The following is an 18,709-nucleotide window of genomic DNA, read 5'->3' on the forward strand; positions in this document are numbered from 1 at the left end:
GGCGATCACCGGCGGGCGGGCAGCCCGGCCGCGTCCCGGGTATTGCGGATCCGGTCCGGGTCGACCCCGCAGGCCACCGCGCGGGCGCAGCCGTGGTCGAGCCAGTCCAGCTGGCCGGGCGCGTGCGCGTCGGTGTCGATGGTGAACTCGCAGCCCGCCTCGACCGCCAGGCGCAGCAGCCGCTTCGGCGGGTCCAGCCGCTCCGGCCGTGAGTTGATCTCCACGGCGACACCGGCGTCCGTGCAGGCGGCGAAGACCCGCTCGGCGTCGAACTCGGACCCGGGCCGCTTCCGGCGACCGGTGACCATCCGGCCGGTGCAGTGCCCGAGCACGTCGACGTGCGGGTTCGCGACGGCCGTCAGCATCCGCTCGGTCATCTCGTCGCGGGGCATCCGCAGCTTCGAGTGCACGCTCGCGACGACCAGATCCAGCTCGCCCAACAGGTCCGGATCCTGGTCGAGGGCGCCGTCGTCGAGGATGTCGACCTCGATCCCGGTGAGCACACGGAACCCCGACCCGGTCCTTGCGATCCGTTCGTTCAGCGCGGCCACCTGCTCGAGCTGGCGCCGCAGCCGCTCCGCGGACAGGCCGTTCGCCACGGTCAGCCGCGGGGAGTGGTCCGTGACGACGAGGTAGGAGTGCCCGAGCGCGATCGCCGTCTCGGCCATCTCGGCCAGCGGGGAGCCGCCGTCGGAGGCGTCGGTGTGGCTGTGGCAGTCGCCGCGCAGCGACTCCCGCAGCCGCCGGGCCGCCTCGGCGAGCGGGACCCCCTTGGCGTCCGCGCGGGCCACCGCGTCCTCCAGCCGGCGCAGGTACACCGGCTCCTCGCCGCGCACCGACTCGGCGACGCAGCGGGCGGTCACCTCCCCGACCCCGCGCAGGTCGGTCAGCCCGCCCGACGACGCCAGCCGGGCCAGCTCGCCCGGGTCCCGGCCGCGCAGCGCACCGGCCGCGGTGCGGAACGCCCGGACCCGGTAGGTCGACTCGCCGGCCCGTTCCAGCAGGAACGCGATCCGCCGCAGGTCCGCCACCGCATCCCGGGGATCGTCCACGCCGGTCAGGTTAGCGGCGCATCCAGCGCCGGGCCCCCGACGTCCACACGTCCTCCCAGACGCCTGGCAGCCGCTCCTCCAGCTCGCGCATCCGGGCCGTGTCCTGGCCGTGCAGCACGCCGAAGGCGAACCCGTTGCCGTGCTCGGCACCGGCCTGGCCGCCGAGCAGCCGCAACGTCTCCCGGGAGACGACCGCGTCCTGATGGTCGCCGAGCACCTGCTGCACCGCCTTGAGCCGTTTGGCGAACGCTCGGGCGTCCTTCCCGACGGCCGGCCGGACGACCTCGGTGGCGTACCGGAGCTGCTTGCCGGTCTTGCGCGCCCGGTGCAGCAACTCCGTCGCGTCCCCGGCGGGCCGCTCGCCGCCGTCGGACAGCTCGGCGAGCGCGGCCTCCATCCGCCGGTTCAGCTTCTTCGCGGTTCGTCCGGCCATCGTCGGCAGCACCTTCCGCGCGGGTTCCGCGGCTCGCGATGACAGCGGCGGGTCGGCCAGCAACCGGCGCAGCGCACCCTGCAGCGCGGCGTACCGCTCGCCGTCGACGACGTCCATGACGGCCGCGCGCGCCTCCGCCCGGGTCCGGGCGAAGTGCCGGGTGACCTGGGCCTGCACCGGGCCGAACAGCAGCTCGGGCTCCAGGTCGGCCAGCCGGCCGGTGAGCCGCTCCTCCTGCACCTCGGCGTCGCGCTCGCCGGCCAGCGCCCGGCCCAGCCAGCGCAGCTCGGCCACCAGGTGCGGCGCCCGCGGCCCCTCCAGCAGGCCGCCGTAGGTGCGCAGCGCGCTGCGAATCCGCCGGGAGGCGACCCGCATCTGGTGCACCGCGTCCGGGCGGTCCGCCCGCAGGTCACGCTCGCGCTCGGCGAGAGTGTCCACCTTGTCGCCCAGGTAGGCCAGCAGCAGCGCCCCGGCGCTGCCCTTCCGCCCGGTGCGCCGCGGTGGCTCGGCCGGGGCGGCTTCGGCGAAGAGCTCGGCCAGCCGGGTGCGGGCGGCCGGGGCGCCGCGGAGCATCCCGGTGGCCCGCAACGCCTCGTCGACCCGTTGCAGCACCGCGGTCCCGGCGGTGCCGGGCCGCACCGCCGCCTCGGACCAGCTGTCGACCGCGGTCGCGCCGCCCAGCGTCGCGACGTGCACCTGGTCGCGGTGCAGCAGGGCGAGTTCGCGTCCGTGCTCGTCCTGCAGCCGGACGGTCGTGCGAATCACCCGGATCCGCCCGGCCGGGTGCAGCTCGCCGTCGCCGCGGATCCGGCGGACCAGCTCGTCGATCTCGCCGGGCACCTCCGCCGGGTCCACGCCCTCGACGCCGGCGGCCGCCAGCGGGATCCGCAACCGCTCGTCCGGCCCGCCGTCGGGCAGCGTCAGCACCCAGGCCGCGGTCTCCGGCGTCGCACCGCCGCGGTCCGGGCCGATCCGCTCGACGGTCAGCTCGATCCCCGCGGCGAATAGCCGCAGATCGGCGGTGTCGAACCGCTCCAGCTCGCGCACCTCGGCGTCGGTCACCGGCTGCACCCCGCCCACGCCGGGCAGGTCACGCAGCCGGGGCGCGCCGGTGTGCGCGGGCCCGCGATAGGTCAGCGCCGACCCGGTGACCTCGGGGACGGCGACGTCGGCGTGGTCGGTCGTGCGGACGAGTTCGGCGTCACTCATGCCGAGTGAGTTCCCGGTCGGGCCCGCGGGCAGGCAGCGCCATCCGGGCGAAGCGCCCACCGTCGGACGGCGGGTGCCCCGCGGGTCGGTCAGACGGCCTTGCCCGGGTTGAAAATCATGTCCGGGTCGAGCGCGGCCTTCACCGCGCGCTGCATCGCCAGCGCTCCGGGACCGAGCTCGCGCTCCATCCCGTCCCGCTTGAGCAGCCCGACGCCGTGCTCACCGGTCACGGTGCCGCCGAGCTCGACAGCGGCGGAGATGATCTCGTCGAACGCGGCCTTCGTCCGGTCCCGCGCGGCCGGGTCGTCGTGCGGGGTCAGCATCAGCGGGTGCAGGTTCCCGTCGCCGGCGTGCGCGACGGTGGCGATCCGCACGTCCCGGGTGCGGCCGATCTCCTCGATCCGGGCGAGCATCTGCGCCATCCGCGACCGGGGTACGCAGACGTCCTCGGTGAGCATCCCCATCCCGAGCTGCTCGAGGGCCGGGTAGGCCATCCGCCGCGCGGCGAACAGCGCCTCGGCCTCGGCCTCGTCGGTGGAGGCCATCGCCTCGGTGGCGCCGTGCGCGGTGAAGGCGGCCAGGATCGCGTCCGCCTCGGCCTCCGCGGCCGGCTCGGGCAGGTCGGTCTGCGCGAGCAGCAGCGCGGCGGCGCCCTCCGGCAGGCCGGCGTTGCGCCAGGAGTTCACCGCCTGCAGGCACTCCCGGTCGACCAGCTCGAACACCGCGGGCTGCATGCCCTGCTCGGTGACGGCGGCGACCGCGGCCCCGCAGTCGGCCAGCGAACCGAAGAACCCGACGACGGTGCGCGGCGCGCTCGGGCGGGCCGGGCGCAGCTTCACGGTGATCTCGGTGATCACCCCGAGGGTTCCCTCGGACCCGACCAGCAGCCCGGCCAGGTCGTAGCCGACGACGCCCTTCGCGGTGCGCCGCCCGACCCGCACCACCTCACCGCTCGCGGTGACGACCTCGCACGCGAGCACGTAGTCCCTGGTCACGCCGTACTTGACGCAGCACAGCCCGCCCGCGTTGGTCGCGACGTTGCCACCGATCGTCGACCAGGGCGCGGACGCCGGGTCCGGCGGGTACCAGAGGCCCTGCTCCGCGCAGGCGGCGCGCAGGTCGTCGTTCACCACCCCGGGTTCGACGACCGCGAGCCGCTCCCCGGCCGAGATCTCCCGGATGGCGGTCATCTTCTCCAGCGACAGCAGCACGCAGCCCTCGACGGCGTTCGCACCGCCGGACAGGCCGGTCCCGGCGCCGCGCGGGACGACCGGGACCCGGTGCCGCGCGCACGCGCCGACGACGGCGGCGACGTCGGCGGTGCTCCTGGCCCGCACCACGCACAGCGGGGTGCCGTACTCGGCCCACTCGGCCTCGTCGTGCACGTAGGGGCGGACGGTGTCCGGGTCGGTGAGCACCCGGTCGGTGTCCATCGCGTCCGCGAGCTCGGCGAGCAGCGCACGGCCGGTGGCGTCCGGTCCGCGGGTGTCCAGCCGGGCCGGGTCGGTGGATCCCCCGAACGGCCGCCCCTCCGGCTCGACGACGACCGGGGGCCCGTCGATGACGTCGCCGGTGGCTGCTGCGCTGTGGGGCTCGGGCATGTCCGCGACGGTATGCCGCCGCCCACCACCGGGGCCACCACCCGTACACCCATCCACCCCGCTCCACCCCGCCGAGATGCACCCCACTGCTGCGTAAAGATCCACAATTCGCGCTGAGCCGCATCTCGGCGGGGCGGGGTCGGCGGGGCGCGGTCAGCGAGTGAGGCGGGCGGTCACGGCGCGGGCCAGGTGCAGGCCCGACAGCCACGCCGTCTGCACCCGGGAGCGGCCCCAGCCGTCGCCGACCAGCGCGATGCCGTCGCCGTCGAGGTGGAACGGCTCGTCCCGCCGCCCGGCGGGGGCGGCGCACCGCCAGCGGTGCACGTGCGTCCACTCCGGTTCCTCGGCGATCCCGAGCAGCCGGCGCACCGCACGGGTCAGGTCCGGGACCGCGCCGGCCGGGTCGGCGTCGTGCGCGCGGGCGAGGGCGCCGGTGGAGTGCGCGACCAGCACCGGGGCGCGGTCTCCGCGGCGGTCGCCGTCGTCGGCGACCAGCGACAGCACCGGGTGGTCGTTGACGAACGCGGCCGCGATCTCCGGCCAGGACCGGTGCGCGAAGCGCAGCGTCAGCGCGACCACCGGGTTCCAGGTCCGTCCGGACACCGCCGTCCCGGCGGCGGTGACCGGGTCGAGCAGCCGGGCGGCCTGCGGGTCCGGCATCGCGAGGACGACGGCGTCGCAGGGCTCCCCGTCGACGGTGGGCCGCCCCTCCGGGCCGGGCCGGACCCGCTCGACGGTCCGTCCGGTGTGCACGGTCAGGTCGCGGGCGGTCTCGGTGACCAGCGAGCGCAACCCGCCGGGTGCTGCCCAGCGGACCGGGCCGGGGTTGTCGGCCGCGCGCCGCTCGCCGTCGAACACGGCGAGGGTGTCGGTCCACTCGCGGACCAGGCCGGCGCGCTGCCAGCGCCGGACGCGGGCGGCGAACTCGTCGTCGGAGACGGTGAAGTAGGCGGCGCCGATGTCGGCCGGGCGCCCGTCACGGACGTGCACCGCGAGCCGGCCGCCGACCGTCCGCGCCCGCTCGTACACGGTCACGTCCACCCCGCGCGCGGCCAGCTCGGCCGCACACGTCGTTCCGGCGATACCGGCCCCGACCACGATCACGCCCATGCGAGGCGAACCTAGGCCGTCGCTTCCGGCCCCGCCCGTCCGGAGTTAGCGTGACCTCACACGAACCGAGGGGGGACCGTGGAGGACATCGCCGACGAGGCACGCCTGCGCGAGATCATCACCGAGCCCGACGCGGCGATCCGGGACAAGGCCCGCGACCGGGTCGACCCGGTGACGGCCGAGTTCGTGGCCGCGTCGCCGTTCTTCCTGCTCTCGACGACCGGCCCGGACGGCGTGGACGTCTCGCCACGCGGCGATCCGCCCGGCAACGTCCTGGTGCTCGACGACGGCCACGCGATCGCGTTCGCCGACCGCAAGGGCAACCGGAAGCTCGACTCGCTGCGCAACATCCTGCACGACCCGCACGTCGGGATGCTCTTCCTGGTACCGGGCTCGAACGACACCGTGCGGGTCAACGGCCGGGCCCGGATCGTGCACCGGCCGGAGTTCGCCGACCGGCTCACCGTCGAGGGGGCGACCCCGGAGCTGGCGATCGTCGTCGAGATCGACGAGCTGTACCTGCACTGCGCGAAGGCGTTCCTGCGGAGCTCGCTGTGGAAGCACGAGACCTGGCCCGCCCGGGGCGAGGTGCCGAGCGCCGGGAAGCTGGTGAAGGGCCAGTACGGCCTCCCCGGCCCGGCGAAGCTGATCGACGCCGCCCTGAACCGCGACGCGAAGGTCAACCGGTACTGACGGTCCCGCAGCGGCCCGGCACCGGTCGTGGCACACCGTCACCGGGCACGGCACCCCGTACAGCGTGTGCCGCGCAGGACGACGCCGCCCCGCGCCGGGTAGCGGTGTGCCGCACGCTGCCCCGATCGCGCCGGTCACGGGTGCGGCGTGCGCAGGGCGGCGACCCGGTCGTACCGGGCCCGCCACCAGGCGTCCCGCTCCGGCGGGGCGGCGGCCTCGCCGGCCCGGACCGGCTCCGGCGCCCGGCGCGGCACGGGCAGCGACCCGCCGACCGGGAGCAGCCGGTCGGTGTCGGCGACGACGTCGGTGGCCAGCAGGGACCCGGTGCCCAGCCCGCAGGCGTAGGGCAGCTCCGGCAGCGCCCCGGCGAGCGCCAGCCCCGCGGCCAGCCCGACGCTGGACTCGACGGCCGAGGAGACCACGACCGGCAGCCCGCAGTCCTCGGCGATCCGCAGCGCCCGGCGCACCCCGCCCAGCGGGGACACCTTCAGCACGACGACGTCGGCCGCCTCCGCCCGCACCACCCGGAGCGGGTCCTCGGCCCGGCGGATCGACTCGTCCGCCGCCACCGGGACGTCCACGGCACGGCGCACCGCGGCGAGCTCCGCCACCGACGCGCACGGTTGCTCGACGTACTCCAGCCCGCCTGCGGCCGCGTCCAGCCGGGCGATCGCCGCGACGGCGGCGCCGGAGGACCAGGCGCCGTTGGCGTCGACCCGGATCCTCCCGGACGGCCCGAGCGCGTCCCGGACGGCGGCGACCCGGGCCTCGTCCTCGGACACCGCGCCGCCCCGCTCGGCGACCTTGACCTTGGCGGTGCTGCAGCCGGACGCGGAGACGATCCGCTGCGCGTGCTCCGGGGAGACCGCGGGCACGGTGCAGTTGACCGGCACCCGCTCGCGCACCGGTTCGGGCCAGCCGGTCCCCGCCGCTTCCCGGGCCGCGGCCAGCCAGGCGGCGGCCTCGGCGTCGTCGTACTCGGCGAACGGGCAGAACTCCCCCCACCCGGCCGGGCCGTGCAGCACCATGCCCTCCCGGGCGGTGATCCCGCGGAAGCGCGTGGTCATCGGCAGGGAGTAGGTGTGCACGCCGGAAACGCTAGGCGACCAGCTCGTGCGCGGCCGGGTCGGCCCGCCGGGTGCGGCGGCGGAAGGTGAAGGTGTAGCCGGGCCAGAGGGTGCGGTTGCGGCCGTGCTCGTCGAGGTACCAGGAGGCGCAGCCGCCCGACCCCCACACCGCCGCGCCGAGGCTGCGCTGCAACTCGGCGTTGTGGTCGTCCTGGACGGCGGCGAGGGTGTCGATCGCGACCGCCCGGTTGTCCTCGACCATCCGCATCGCGTCCAGGACGTAGTTCAGCTGGGACTCGATCATCAGCACCATCGAGCTGTGCCCGAGCCCGGTGTTCGGCCCGACCAGGGTGAACAAGTTCGGGAACCCGGCGACCGTGGTGCCGTGCAGCGCCTGCGGGCCGTCCCGCCAGGCATCCGCCAGCTTGACGCCGTCCCGGCCGGTGATCGCCATCCGGCTCATCCCGTCCCCGACCCGGAAACCGGTGCCGAAGACGATCGTGTCGACCTCGTGCTCGACCCCGTCGGTCGTGACGACGCCGCGCTCGGTGATCCGCTCGATCCCGGCCGTCTCGACCTCGACGTCGTCCCGGCGCAGGGCCGGGTAGTAGTCGTTGCTCATCAGGATGCGCTTGCAGCCCATCCGGAAGTCCGGGGTGACCTTCTCCCGCAGCTGCGGGTCCCCGGCGAACCGGCGGCGCAGGTAGAGCCGGGCGACCCGCTCGGCCGCCTTCATGATCCGCGGGTGCAGGAAGCCGACGACCATCGCCTCGTGCCGCCAGTACAGCGACGCCCGGTAGGCCGCCCGCAGCCCCGGCACTCGTCGGAATGCCGTGCGGGTGCGCTCGCGGATCGGCTTGTCGGGCTTGGGCAGCACCCACGGAGCGGTGCGCTGGAACAGCGTGAGGTGCTCGACCTCGCCGGCGATCGCGGGCACGAACTGGATCGCGCTGGCACCGGTCCCGATCACCGCGACCCGCGTCCCGCGCAGGTCGTGGCCGTGCTCCCACTGCGCCGAGTGGAACGCGGTGCCGGCGAAGGTGTCCAGCCCCTCGATCTCCGGGACGGACGGCTCGTGCAGCGCGCCGGTGCCGAAGACGACGTAGCGGGCGTGCAGCGCGGACCCGTCGGCGAGCCGGACGTCCCAGCCCGTCCCGTCCCACTCGGCGCCGGTGACGTGGCTGGAGAACCGGATCCGGTCCCGCAGCCGGTAGTGGTCGGCGACGTCCTCCAGGTACGAGCGGATCTCGGCCTGCGGGGCGAAGGTGCGGGTCCACTCGTCGTTCGGGAAGAACGAGAACGAGTACAGGTGCGACTCGACGTCGCAGGCGCAGCCCGGGTAGCGGTTGTCCCGCCACGTGCCGCCGAGCGTCTCCGCCTTCTCCAGCAGCACCCAGTCCCGGCGACCGGCCTCGTCGAGCTTGATCGCGGCGCCGAGACCGGCGAACCCGCTCCCGACGATCACGGTGTCGACCGTCGTCCCGGCTGCGCCGCTCTCGGTCATGGAGTGCCCTCCCGGCATGATCACTACTACTGTTACCGCCGGTAACCTACCACGGGTAACTTACGCCCGGTAGCGTCCCGGACGTGACCTCGCAGGCCGTCCCCACGCCCAGCGGCTCCCCGGGCGGTGCACGCCCGCACGGCGGGCCCCGGCGCCGGGTGCCGCGCGCCGAGCGGGAGCGCCAGATCCTGGACGCCGCGGTGGCCGTGTTCGGCGAGCGCGGCTACGTCGACGTGTCGATGGACGAGGTGGCCGAGCGGGTCGGCGTCACCAAGCCGGTGCTCTACACGCACTTCGGCTCCAAGGAGGGACTGCTGCTGGCCTGCATCGCCCGGGCCCGCGGCGAGCTGCTGGAGGTCACCGTGGCCGCCGCGACCCGCGCCGGGTCCCCGGAGGCGATGCTGCACGACGGCGCCCTGGCCTTCTTCGAGTTCCTGGACCGGCGGGCCCCGGCGTGGACGCTGTTCTGCTCCGAGGCCGGGGTCACCGAGGAGGCGCTGGAACAGGCTCGCGCCCAGCAGATCGACTTCATCGCCGGACTGCTCGGGATGCAGGTTCCGGGTACGGCGCCGGAGCGGCTCACCGGGTGGGCGCAGGTGATCGTCGGAGCCTCCGAACGGCTGGCGGTGTGGCGCGCCCAGGACGAGCGGGTCACCGCCGAGCAGGCCACCGAGCTCCTGATGGACGTCGTGTGGAGCGGCCTGGCCGGGCTGCGCGCGCGGTCCTGACTCCCCGGCCCCTCCCCGGGCCCCGGCGCCGGTACGGGACACTGGACCGACCATGAGCACGACCGCCCCCCGCCTGCTGCGCGTGGTCCGCACCGCGCGGGTCACCCCCGCGATGATCAGGGTGACCCTGTCCGGCGAGGAGCTGGACGGCTTCCCCGGTCACGGCCCGGACCGCCGGATCAAGATGTTCTTCCCGGTCGAGGGGCAGGACCGGCCCGCGGTACCCCGGGCGAGCACCGGCGGGCCGGTCTGGCCGGCCGGCGAACCGCGGCCGGCGATCCGGACCTACACCGTGCGCCGCTTCACCCCGGACGCCGGCGAGCACGGCGAGCTCGACGTCGACTTCGTGCTGCACGCCGGGCACGGCCCGGCCGCCGCGTGGGCGGTCGCGGCCCGGCCCGGCGACCGGGTCGGGGTGTCCGAGCCGGGCGGCCGCTGGGAACCCGACCGGACCGCCGAGCACCAGCTGGTGATCGGCGACGAGTCCGCGCTGCCGGCGGTGGCGACGGTGCTGGAGACGCTGGCCGCCGAGCTGCCGGACGTCCCGGTCCTGGCGTTCCTGGAGATCGCCGACGCCGGTGAGGAGCAGGAGCTGCCGGGCTCGGCCCGGGTCACCTGGGTGCACCGCGGGGACGCCCCGGCCGGACAGCCGCTGGTCGCGGCGGTGCGCGCCGCGGAGCTGTCGGACGGCCGCGGACAGGCCTGGCTCTCCGGCGAGTCGGCCGCGGTGCGCGACCTGCGCGCGCACCTGCTGACCGACCGGAAGCTCAACCGGCGTGCCGTCTACGCGACCGGCTACTGGCGCGCCCGCTGACCCGCGCGCTCCTCACCCCGAGCGCCGCCCGGCCAGGGCCCGCTCTCGATCGCCGCCATGTTCGACGGCGGCCGGGTGGTCCGCGCCGAGCTCGCCCGGCGCCACCAGCGCCGATGTGGCCACGGCCGACCTGGACGCGCTGCGGGCGGTGCCGGCCGACGGCCGGGCGCACGACGTCGCGCTGACGCTCGGGACCTACCGGGTGCGCTGGCCGCACGCCAGGAGTCCGAGACCCGGCTGCGCCGGTTCGTCGCCGACACCGGCCGGCCGCTGGAGCGCGCCGAGGTGGACCTGACCCGGTTCGGAGAAGACGCCTCAGCTGTCCGCGCCGTCCGGAGGGTCGGGGTCGGGGTCGGGGTCGGTCACGCCGCGCCGCCTCCGTGCCGCGCGCTCGGCCTCGGCCAGGTCGCCCGAGAGCCGGTGGATGAAGTCGTCCATCGACTCCTGCATCGTCTGCCGGAACGCCCCGAGCAGCGACTGGGTGGCGACCGGCTGCAGCGCCTCCACCGCGGTCCGGACGTCGGCCGCGCCCTCGCGCGGGAGCCCGGCGTCGACGTGCGCCTGCCAGACCTGGTCCTCGAACAGCCCGACGAACATGTCGGCGACCTCCCGGGTCCGCGCCCGCAGCGCGACGCCGGTCTCGGCGATCGCCTCCGGCGACAGGCCGAGCGCCACCGCGTGCGCCCCGGCCCGGACCATCGACGGGTTGAGGATGCGCAGGCGGTCCGCCGCCACCCGCTCGACCAGCCCGGAATCCACCAGCTGGGCGACCGCGGCCGCGGACAGCTCGGCACCGGCCCAGGCATCGAACTCGTCCGCCCCGATCTCCACCGGAGCCTCCGGCTGCCAGGGGGCGAGCATGCCGCGGTAGAGGCGGAGCGCCTCCTCGGCACTGCCGGACGGCGTCTGGTTGACCAGGACGCCGATCGCGGCCAGCGAGAACCCGCGGCGCTGCAACCCGGCGATCAGCTCCAGCCGGGCCAGGTGCTCCGCGCCGTAGTAGGCGGTGCGTCCGCGCATCTCCCCCGGGTCGAGCAGGCCGCGGGACAGGTGGGCCCGCACGTTGCGCACGGTCATCCCGGCCCGCGCCGCGAGCTGGTCGATCGTGAACTCGTCCCCCGGGGGCAGCGGTCCGGACATCGCGGGCGAGCCTACCCGGGGCAGCCGCGCCGGCCGCCGTCCGACAGCCGGTCCGCAACCCGATCGGGGGCCGTCCGCCCGTCGCGTCACGCGCCGTGCACCGACGGTGACACCGATCGATGCATCACCACCACGACATCGGAGACGCGCCGACCCACACCCTGTTTCTGCTGATCATAGCCACTCCATCACAAGACGTTGACATCATCGCTGCACCGGATACTACCGTTGGGCGGTGTCAACGTCAGCGCGCCGGACGCCGAGCGGTCCGGCGGTCCCCGCCCCGGTCCTGGCGCGGCGGCCCCCGGCGCGGACACCCCGGCTCCCGGTCGCATGCCCGCGACCAGAGTGCACCGGGCCGGCCGACGGGTCCCCCACCCGGCCGGCCGGTCCGGCGCCGCGGTCAGCCCCCGACGGTGTGGTCGCGTTGCAGGATCGCCATCCGGAACGCGTCCCGGTACCGGCCGGCGGCGAAGTACTCCTCGCGCAGCTCGCCCTCGATGACGAACCCGACACGCTCGTAGGCACGCACGGCCCGGCCGTTCTCGACGTCGACCTCGAGATAGACCTTGTGCAGGTTGAGGACGCCGAAGGCGTAGTCCAGGGCGGCCGTGGTGGCGCGGGCGGCCAGGCCACGGCCCTGGAAGGCCGGGTGCACGATGATCTGGAACTCGGCCTTGCGGTGGATGTAGTCGATCTCCACCAGCTCGACGAGCCCGGCCCGGCCGTCCGCCGCGGCCGCGGGCCCACCGGAACCGTCGGCAGGACCGGTCCCGCCGATCTGGATGATGAACCGTCGCTCGCGGCTGTCGTGCACGTGCCGGTCGTAGATGTCCTGCAGCTCGACGAGCGCCTCGTAGGGCTCCTCGAACCAGTAGGACATGATCCCGGAGTCGTTGGACAGCTCGTGCACGAACGGCAGGTCGTCGCGTTCCAGCGCGCGCAACCGCAACTCCGGACTGGTGATCACCGTGGCCTCCGGGCCGGTTCGGGCGGGTCGCCCGCCAACCTACGGGGCGGGGCGGTCAGCCCGCGGCGACGGCGGTGCCGCGGCGCGGCGCGGCGCACTCCGGGCAGTCCCGCCACGGCAGCGAGCTTCCGCCGGCCGGGCGGGCGGCACCGCACCGGCAGACCGCGGCGAGCCCGCCGGACGCGGGCATCGTCTTCACCGGACGACCGGCCCGGACCAGGGTGCGGCCGGAGGCGGACGTGCGGGCAGGCAGGTACAGGCGCATCAGGATCCCCGACGGAAGAGTGGTGGGAGTGCGGGCGGCCGGTGGGCCACCACACGACACATCGTCGTCACACCACGAGACATGACGGATGTGCACAGTGACCTCACGCACAGATCACCACCCTGAGCCCGGCGGAACGAACGGCCCGGCTGCGAGACTGCCGCGCATGGCCGCATCCCCGCTGCTCCAGAACCTCACCGGCACCGCCCGCACGGCCTACGAGCTGGGGAGCGGCACCGCCCGCGCCGCCGTCGCGCTGACCCGCTCCGGAGTGGTCCGCCCGCTCGGCCCGGCCCGGCTCTACGGGATGGGCCGGGCGTTCGTGCGGTACGGGCACAGCCTCGCCGCCGCGTTCTCGGTCGGTGCCGCCCGGCACCCGTACCGGCTGGCCGTCGTCGACGACGACAGCGTGCTCACCTACGCCGAGCTGGCCGAGCGCACCGACCGGCTCGCGCTGGCCCTGCTCGACTCCGGGGCCGGCCCCGGGGCGCCGGTCGGCGTCCTGTGCCGCAACCACCGCGCGCCGGTCGAGGTCATGGTCGCCGCCGGGAAGGTCGGGGCGGACGTCGTGCTGCTCAACACCGGCCTGTCCGCCGACCAGCTCGCCGGGGTGCAGTCCCAGCAGCAGCTGCACACGGTCGTCACGGACCCGGACTTCCTCGACGTCGTCCCGGCCGGGCCGCGGGCGGTGCTGACGGCCGGCCCGGACCGGCCCCGGCCTGCCGGCGACCGCGTGCTGGACGAGCTCGGCGCGATGATCGAGCGCGGCGGGCCCGGGGAGCTGCCGTTCAAGCCGGAGCGCTCGAAGCTGATCGTGCTGACCTCGGGCACGACCGGCACGCCCAAGGGCGCGAAGCGACCGCACCCGTCCAGCCTGGCTCCGGCCGCGTCGATCCTCTCGGCGATCCCGCTGCAGGCCGGCGAGGCCGTGCACATCGCCGCCCCGCTGTTCCACACCTGGGGCAACGCCGCGCTGCAGCTGGCGTCCCTGCACGGTGCGACGATCGTGTTGCGCCGCAAGTTCACCCCCGAGGGTTTCCTGGACGCGGTGCAGCAGCGCCGGTGCGGCACCGTGTTCGCCGTACCGGTGATGCTGCAGCGGGTGCTGGAGTCCGGCGCCGACGGCTGGGGCGGCCCGCACGAGCCGCGGATCGTCGCGGTCAGCGGTTCCGCGCTGCCCGCCGACCAGGCCACCCGGTTCATGGACCGCTTCGGCGAGTGCCTCTACAACCTCTACGGCTCGACCGAGGTCTCCTGGGTCTCGATCGCGGACCCGGCCGACCTGCGGGACGCCCCCGGCACCGCGGGCCGGGCACCGGTGGGCACCACGCTGCTGATCCTCGGCGACGACGACGAGCCGGTCCCGGCCGGCACCGACGGCCGGGTGTTCGTCGCCAACGGCCTGCCGTTCGAGGGCTACACCGGCGGCCAGGAGGGACTCGAGGAGCGGTACGGGCTGCTCGGTACCGGCGACGTCGGGCACCTCGACGACCAGGGCCGGCTGTTCCTGACCGGGCGGGCCGACGACATGATCGTCTCCGGCGGCGAGAACGTGCACCCCGGGCCGGTGGAGGACCTGATCGCCGGCCTGGACGGCGTGCGCGAGGCCTGCGTGCTCGGCGTCGAGGACGACGACTACGGCCAGCGGCTGGCCGCCTACGTCGTCACCGAGCCCGGCGCGACGCTCACCGCGGACGGGATCCGCGAGCTGGTGAAGCGGGACCTGGCGAAGTTCACCGTCCCGCGTGACGTGCACTTTCTCGACGAGCTGCCGCGCAACCAGACCGGTAAGGTGCTGCGCACCGAGTTGCCCGGCCAGGAATGAGCCCGTCCGGGTGGCGATCCACCTCCGAGTTTGAACTCAGGCTTGCCTTGCCTACACTGGTCGGATGACGGCACCCGGCACGCTCGACACCCCCGCCGGGGGACGCGCGCCGATCACCACGACGGGATGCGCCGCGCTCAGCGCGGGCGCCGGGGAACCGCTGGCGGGCACCGCGCCGGCACTGCGTCGGCTGATCGCCGTCGAGCACGTCGGGGCGTGGCCGCGAAAGGTCGCCGACCACGCCGACACCGACGTCGCCGAGCTGTTCTCCCGGTTGCGCAGCCAGGACACGGCACTGCTGCTGATCCGCCGCACCGGCCGTGCCGGGCGGGACTGCGACGGCGCCCGCACCGTGTACGTCGCCGACCTCGCGCCGGGCTGCTCCCGGGTCACCCGGACGACCGTGCGCGGCACCGACGACCTGGCCGCGGTGACGTTCGACCCGGCTGCCGGGGAGCCGGTCACCGACCCGGTGCTGCTGGTGTGCGCGCACGGCCGCCGGGACGTCTGCTGCGCGGTCCACGGGCGGTCGCTGGCCGGCGAGCTGGCGGCCGCGGACGCCGACGTCTGGGAGTGCACGCACCTCGGCGGGCACCGGTTCGCCCCGACCGGGCTGGTGCTGCCCACCGGCTACACCTACGGACGGCTGGACACCGGGAACGCACTCGCCGCGCTCAAGGCCGCGGCCGGCAGTGCGGTGGACCCGTGGAACTGCCGCGGGCACGCCGGCCTGGAACCGGCCCAGCAGGTCGCCGAGCTCGCGGTGCGCGAGCACACCGGCATCGGCGACGTCGACGCCCTCCTGGTGGAGCCCGTGGACGGGCCGGGCGCGGTCGTCGTCCGTACCCGGGACGGTCGCCGGTGGTCGGTCGACGTGCGGGCCGACTCCGGTGCCGCCGCGCGGCCGCCGTCCTGCGGTGCGGCCCTGGAGGCCGTGACCCCGCTGGTCGCCGGCACCCCGGTCGAAGGCTGAACCCGCCCACCCCGCCGACTCCGCCGGCTGCCGTCCCCCGAGCTCAGGCCGCCGCGGCGAACCGGCGTTCCAGGATGCGGGCCAGTCCGTCCTCGGTGACCGCGGCGGTCACCTCGTCGGCGTCCGCGCGGACCTCCGGCGGTGCCTGCCCCATCGCGACGCCGTGCCCGGCCCAGCGCAGCATCTCGCGGTCGTTGTCGCCGTCGCCGACCGCCAGCACCTCGCCGCGGTCCACCCCGAGCCGGGCCGCGACCCGCGCCAGTCCGGACGCCTTCGACACCCCGGCCGGCACCAGCGTCACCCACGGGAACTCGTGGTCCAGGGTCATCGTGGCGTCCGCGATCTCGAGCCGGGCGGCGCGCATCCGGGTCTCCTCCGGCGTCCGGCCGGGCCAGTAGGCGATCAGCTTCGGGGTGGGCTCGGCCGGCAGCGCGTCCGCGCCGACGACGGTGACCTCCCCGGCGAGTAGCCCGTCCGGGAACGGCTCGCTGACCCGCTGCCCGACCCCGACGTGCTCGGACGCGTAGCGGGCGCCCGGGAACGTCGCGCGCAGCCGGGCCAGTGCCCCGGTGACGTCGAACGTCCGGACCGACCGGATCTCCCGGGTGGCGGTGTCGATCTCCACGGCGCCGTTCGAGGTGAGCGTGACGCCGGCGTCGAGGCCGAGCTGGTCCAGCGCGACCGCGGTCCCGAATACCGAGCGGCCGGTGCAGAGCATCACCGCGGCGTGCTCCGCGGCCGCGGCGATCGCGGCCCGCACCGCCGGGGTCGGCCCCGCCCTCCCGTGCACGATCGTGCCGTCGATGTCCAGGGCGACCAGGCGGGGGCGGGGCACGGCACCGACCCTAGGTCTCCCCCGCCGCCGATCGCCGCTCCGCGTGGCCGACGCCGCACCACGTCGCAGCACGCGGCATGCCGGGCCGGCGACTCGGCGCGAACCCCCTCCGCGTCGCTGCGGCACCCGGGTCGTTGCCGTCGCGCTCTTGAGTCTGAGGCGGTCGGGTTCCTGCCGTGGATCGGCGGTCACCCACCTTTCGGCCACGACGGCGCGGCACACGGCGCGCAGGCATGCCCGGGGCGCCGCCGTTCGGCAGAGTGGGGCCATGACCACCACCGGCCCCGTCGGCACCGGCGACAGCACCGGAGACAGCTCCGGCGACGGCGCGGCGTCCGGAGCGCTGCCGCTGCCGTTGCGGCCGCCCGCGCACCGGGTCGACCCGCGGGCGATCTGGTGGTGGCGGCTGAGCGCGATCCCGGCACCGCTGGTGCTGCTGTCGGCGGAGATCGTCGGGATCGTGCTGCTGCCGGTGCAGCCGTGGCGGTCGCTGCTGGTCGCCGCGATGGTGCTGACCGTCGTCTGGCTGCTGGTCGGGACGCTGGTGGTGCCGGCGCTGCGCTTCCGGTTGCACCGCTGGGAGGTCACCGACGAGGCCGTCTACACCCGGTCCGGCTGGCTGGTGCGGGAGTGGCGGATCGCGCCGATCCCGCGGGTGCAGACCGTCGACACCGAGCACGGGCCGCTGCAGCAGGCGTTGCGGCTGGGGACGGTCACCGTCACCACCGCCTCGGCGCGCGGGCCGGTCCGGATCGCCGGGCTGGACGCCGACGACGCCCGGGAGCTCGCCCGCCGGCTCACCGAGACCACCGGCGTGCATCCCGGGGACGCCACGTGACCGGCAGCGACACCGGCCGCACGTCGCCCGGCAACACTGCACCGGGCAACCCCGCACCCGACCCGCCCGGCGCCGACTGGCGCCGGCTGCCCGCGCTGATGCTGGCCGTCGCCCCGGCCACCGCACTGCTCAAGCTCGCACCCGCACTGATCGTTCTGGTGCTCTTCGGCGCCGGGCGCGGCAGCGGGGTCCAGCTCTGGATCGCGGCCGGGATCGCGGTGTTCGCCGTCGGCGCCGGGGTGATCCGCTGGCGCACCACCCGCTACCGGATCACGCCGGAGCGGGTGGAGCTGCACAGCGGCCTGCTGAACCGGCAGCGCCGCGCGGTCCCGCGGGACCGGATCCGCACGGTCGACCTCACCGCACCGCTGCTGCACCGGCTGGCCGGGTTGAGCGTCGTCCGGGTGGGGTCGGGGCAGAGCGGCAAGGAGTCCGGCCTGGACCTCGACGCCGTCACCACCCCCGAGGCCGAACGCCTGCGTCGCGAGCTGCTGGCCCGGCCCGCACCGGCCACCGGCTCCGTCCCGGACCCGACCGGGAACGTGCCCCGGGATACCGCGCCGGCCGCGCCCGCGGCGGCGGCCCCGGAGCCGGGTGCGGAGCCGGTGCCGGGTGCCGAGCCGGTGTCGGGCGTGGAGCTCGACCGGCTCGACTGGTCGTCACTCCGGTACGCGCCGCTGACCGTCAGCTCGCTCGCCGCGATCGGCGCGGTCGCCGGTGCGGGCTGGAACCTGCTGCGCGAGGCCGATGTCGACCCACGCACCCTGCCCGGCGCCGACGTCGTCGCCGGGGAGCTGTCGACGGCCCCGATCTGGGCGTCGGTGCTGGTCGGGGCCGCGGCGCTGCTGGTCCTCATGGTGGCCGGGTCGGTGGTGCTGTTCGTCGAGCGCTGGTGGGCCTTCGCGCTCACCCGCGAACCCGACGGCACCCTCCGGGTCCGCCGCGGCCTGCTGACCCGGCGCTCGCTGTCGGTGTCCGAACGGCGGCTTCGCGGGGTGACGGTCACCGAGCCGTTGCTGGTCCGCACCCTCGGCCTGGGCGCCCAGGCGGGCGCGCTGACCGTGGGGCTGGCCCGCGCCGAGGGCGAGCAGGGCGGCGGGTCGTCCGGTGCGCTGGGCCCGCCGGTGGCGCGCGACCACGCGCACGCCGTCGCCGCCGCCGCGGCCCGCGCCACCCACCGGGTGACCGACGGCCCGCTGCGGGCGCACCCACGGTCCGCGCGCACCCGGCGGCTGACCCGCGCGGTGCTGCCGGCCCTGCTGCTCCCGGCGGCCGCCGGCGTGCTCCTCGCCGCGGGTGGGCCGGCCTGGCCGCTGCCGCTCGCGGCCGTTCCCGTCCTGGTCGCCGTCCCGCTCGGCCTGGACCGCTACCGGGCGCTGGGCCACCACCTCGACGACGACTACCTGGTCGCCCGCCAGGGCTCCCTGGTCCGGACGACCGCGGCGCTGCGCCGCGACGGCGTGATCGGATGGCGGATCCGGCAGAGCCGGTTCCAGCGCCGCGCCGGTGTCGTGACGCTGGAGGCGACCACGGCGGCAGGCGGAGGCTCGGTGGTCGTCCTCGACGTGGCCCCGGCCGACGCGGTAGCCCTGGTCGCCGCCGTCACCCCGGAGGCCGTGACACCGTTCCGCTCCTGAGGGCTACCGCCGCCG

18 protein-coding genes are annotated in these 18,709 nt (G+C 75.8%); 8 read left to right on the forward strand and 10 right to left on the reverse strand.

The window, feature by feature from the left end; all coding sequences use genetic code 11:
• Positions 1–5 precede the first annotated feature (5 nt).
• From ACLFMI_RS25195 to ACLFMI_RS25210, 4 genes are all read right to left on the reverse strand, one after another.
• Entirely contained in the window at positions 6–1,052 is a 1,047-nt protein-coding gene (locus ACLFMI_RS25195) for a PHP domain-containing protein (RefSeq protein ID WP_410950442.1), read from the reverse strand.
• A gap of 10 nt (positions 1,053–1,062) precedes the next feature.
• A complete protein-coding gene (locus ACLFMI_RS25200; protein ID WP_410950443.1) occupies positions 1,063–2,694 on the reverse strand; it encodes a CYTH and CHAD domain-containing protein in 1,632 nt (543 codons plus the stop codon).
• Between the two features lie 89 nt (positions 2,695–2,783).
• Entirely contained in the window at positions 2,784–4,295 is a 1,512-nt protein-coding gene (locus ACLFMI_RS25205; RefSeq protein WP_410950444.1) for an FAD-binding oxidoreductase, read from the reverse strand.
• Positions 4,296–4,448: 153 nt separating this feature from the next.
• On the reverse strand, positions 4,449–5,405 hold the full coding sequence (locus tag ACLFMI_RS25210; protein WP_410950445.1) for an NAD(P)/FAD-dependent oxidoreductase: 957 nt from the start codon (positions 5,403–5,405) through the stop codon (positions 4,449–4,451).
• A gap of 78 nt (positions 5,406–5,483) precedes the next feature.
• On the opposite strand from ACLFMI_RS25210, the gene ACLFMI_RS25215 reads away from it, so the two are divergent.
• Positions 5,484–6,098 (forward strand): MSMEG_1061 family FMN-dependent PPOX-type flavoprotein, encoded by a 615-nt coding sequence (locus tag ACLFMI_RS25215; RefSeq protein ID WP_410950446.1) that lies wholly within the window; start codon positions 5,484–5,486, stop codon positions 6,096–6,098.
• 134 nt (positions 6,099–6,232) lie between these two features.
• On the opposite strand, the gene ACLFMI_RS25220 is transcribed toward ACLFMI_RS25215, so the two are convergent.
• Both ACLFMI_RS25220 and ACLFMI_RS25225 read right to left on the reverse strand, forming a co-directional pair.
• Positions 6,233–7,186 (reverse strand): o-succinylbenzoate synthase, encoded by a 954-nt coding sequence (locus ACLFMI_RS25220; protein WP_410950447.1) that lies wholly within the window; start codon positions 7,184–7,186, stop codon positions 6,233–6,235.
• 10 nt (positions 7,187–7,196) lie between these two features.
• On the reverse strand, positions 7,197–8,669 hold the full coding sequence (locus ACLFMI_RS25225) for a flavin-containing monooxygenase (RefSeq protein WP_410950448.1): 1,473 nt from the start codon (positions 8,667–8,669) through the stop codon (positions 7,197–7,199).
• Between the two features lie 83 nt (positions 8,670–8,752).
• On the opposite strand from ACLFMI_RS25225, the gene ACLFMI_RS25230 reads away from it, so the two are divergent.
• The 3 genes from ACLFMI_RS25230 to ACLFMI_RS25240 all read left to right on the forward strand — a co-directional run bounded on the left by ACLFMI_RS25230 (position 8,753) and on the right by ACLFMI_RS25240 (position 10,506).
• Positions 8,753–9,397 carry a TetR/AcrR family transcriptional regulator gene (locus ACLFMI_RS25230; protein WP_410950449.1) on the forward strand — a complete coding sequence of 215 codons (645 nt, stop codon included), beginning with the start codon at positions 8,753–8,755 and terminating at the stop codon, positions 9,395–9,397.
• Between the two features lie 52 nt (positions 9,398–9,449).
• A complete protein-coding gene (locus ACLFMI_RS25235) occupies positions 9,450–10,211 on the forward strand; it encodes a siderophore-interacting protein (protein WP_410950450.1) in 762 nt (253 codons plus the stop codon).
• Between the two features lie 115 nt (positions 10,212–10,326).
• On the forward strand, positions 10,327–10,506 hold the full coding sequence (locus ACLFMI_RS25240; protein WP_410950451.1) for a hypothetical protein: 180 nt from the start codon (positions 10,327–10,329) through the stop codon (positions 10,504–10,506).
• Between the two features lie 20 nt (positions 10,507–10,526).
• Here the strand turns inward: ACLFMI_RS25240 and ACLFMI_RS25245 are convergent, their stop codons facing one another.
• The 3 genes from ACLFMI_RS25245 to ACLFMI_RS25255 form a co-directional block, all read right to left on the reverse strand.
• On the reverse strand, positions 10,527–11,351 hold the full coding sequence (locus ACLFMI_RS25245) for a MerR family transcriptional regulator (protein ID WP_410950452.1): 825 nt from the start codon (positions 11,349–11,351) through the stop codon (positions 10,527–10,529).
• A 403-nt stretch (positions 11,352–11,754) separates the two neighbouring features.
• On the reverse strand, positions 11,755–12,321 hold the full coding sequence (speG, locus tag ACLFMI_RS25250) for a spermidine N1-acetyltransferase (RefSeq protein ID WP_410950453.1): 567 nt from the start codon (positions 12,319–12,321) through the stop codon (positions 11,755–11,757).
• Positions 12,322–12,376: 55 nt separating this feature from the next.
• Positions 12,377–12,586 (reverse strand): hypothetical protein, encoded by a 210-nt coding sequence (locus tag ACLFMI_RS25255; RefSeq protein WP_410950454.1) that lies wholly within the window; start codon positions 12,584–12,586, stop codon positions 12,377–12,379.
• A gap of 166 nt (positions 12,587–12,752) precedes the next feature.
• Here ACLFMI_RS25255 and ACLFMI_RS25260 point away from each other — a divergent pair, with 166 nt between their 5' ends.
• The gene (locus ACLFMI_RS25260; RefSeq protein WP_410950455.1) at positions 12,753–14,411 is read left to right on the forward strand and encodes an AMP-binding protein; all 1,659 of its coding nucleotides are present in this window, start codon (positions 12,753–12,755) and stop codon (positions 14,409–14,411) included.
• A gap of 64 nt (positions 14,412–14,475) precedes the next feature.
• Positions 14,476–15,384, forward strand: a complete 909-nt coding sequence (locus tag ACLFMI_RS25265) for a sucrase ferredoxin (protein WP_410950456.1) — start codon at positions 14,476–14,478, stop codon at positions 15,382–15,384.
• 43 nt (positions 15,385–15,427) lie between these two features.
• On the opposite strand, the gene ACLFMI_RS25270 is transcribed toward ACLFMI_RS25265, so the two are convergent.
• Complete coding sequence (locus ACLFMI_RS25270; RefSeq protein WP_410950457.1) at positions 15,428–16,219, reverse strand: HAD family hydrolase; 792 nt, start codon at positions 16,217–16,219, stop codon at positions 15,428–15,430.
• 268 nt (positions 16,220–16,487) lie between these two features.
• Between ACLFMI_RS25270 and ACLFMI_RS25275 the strand changes: the two genes are divergently transcribed.
• Positions 16,488–17,057, forward strand: coding sequence for a PH domain-containing protein (locus ACLFMI_RS25275; RefSeq protein WP_410950458.1), 570 nt, complete (start codon positions 16,488–16,490; stop codon positions 17,055–17,057).
• Entirely contained in the window at positions 17,054–18,694 is a 1,641-nt protein-coding gene (locus tag ACLFMI_RS25280; RefSeq protein ID WP_410950459.1) for a PH domain-containing protein, read from the forward strand. Before ACLFMI_RS25275 ends, ACLFMI_RS25280 begins: the two co-directional genes overlap by 4 nt.
• Positions 18,695–18,709 lie beyond the last annotated feature (15 nt).

The sequence above is a fragment of the Pseudonocardia nantongensis genome (assembly GCF_046546495.1).
GTDB lineage: Bacteria > Actinomycetota > Actinomycetes > Mycobacteriales > Pseudonocardiaceae > Pseudonocardia > Pseudonocardia nantongensis.

Coding starts and splice junctions, on each gene's coding strand:
- ACLFMI_RS25210 (WP_410950445.1), bottom strand. CDS start 5,405: ATGGGCGTGATCGTGGTCGGGGCCGGTATCGCCGGAACGACGTGTGCG.
- ACLFMI_RS25255 (WP_410950454.1), bottom strand. CDS start 12,586: ATGCGCCTGTACCTGCCTGCCCGCACGTCCGCCTCCGGCCGCACCCTG.
- ACLFMI_RS25245 (WP_410950452.1), bottom strand. CDS start 11,351: ATGTCCGGACCGCTGCCCCCGGGGGACGAGTTCACGATCGACCAGCTC.
- ACLFMI_RS25260 (WP_410950455.1), top strand. CDS start 12,753: ATGGCCGCATCCCCGCTGCTCCAGAACCTCACCGGCACCGCCCGCACG.
- ACLFMI_RS25225 (WP_410950448.1), bottom strand. CDS start 8,669: ATGACCGAGAGCGGCGCAGCCGGGACGACGGTCGACACCGTGATCGTC.
- ACLFMI_RS25235 (WP_410950450.1), top strand. CDS start 9,450: ATGAGCACGACCGCCCCCCGCCTGCTGCGCGTGGTCCGCACCGCGCGG.
- ACLFMI_RS25265 (WP_410950456.1), top strand. CDS start 14,476: ATGACGGCACCCGGCACGCTCGACACCCCCGCCGGGGGACGCGCGCCG.
- ACLFMI_RS25205 (WP_410950444.1), bottom strand. CDS start 4,295: ATGCCCGAGCCCCACAGCGCAGCAGCCACCGGCGACGTCATCGACGGG.
- ACLFMI_RS25275 (WP_410950458.1), top strand. CDS start 16,488: ATGACCACCACCGGCCCCGTCGGCACCGGCGACAGCACCGGAGACAGC.
- ACLFMI_RS25200 (WP_410950443.1), bottom strand. CDS start 2,694: ATGAGTGACGCCGAACTCGTCCGCACGACCGACCACGCCGACGTCGCC.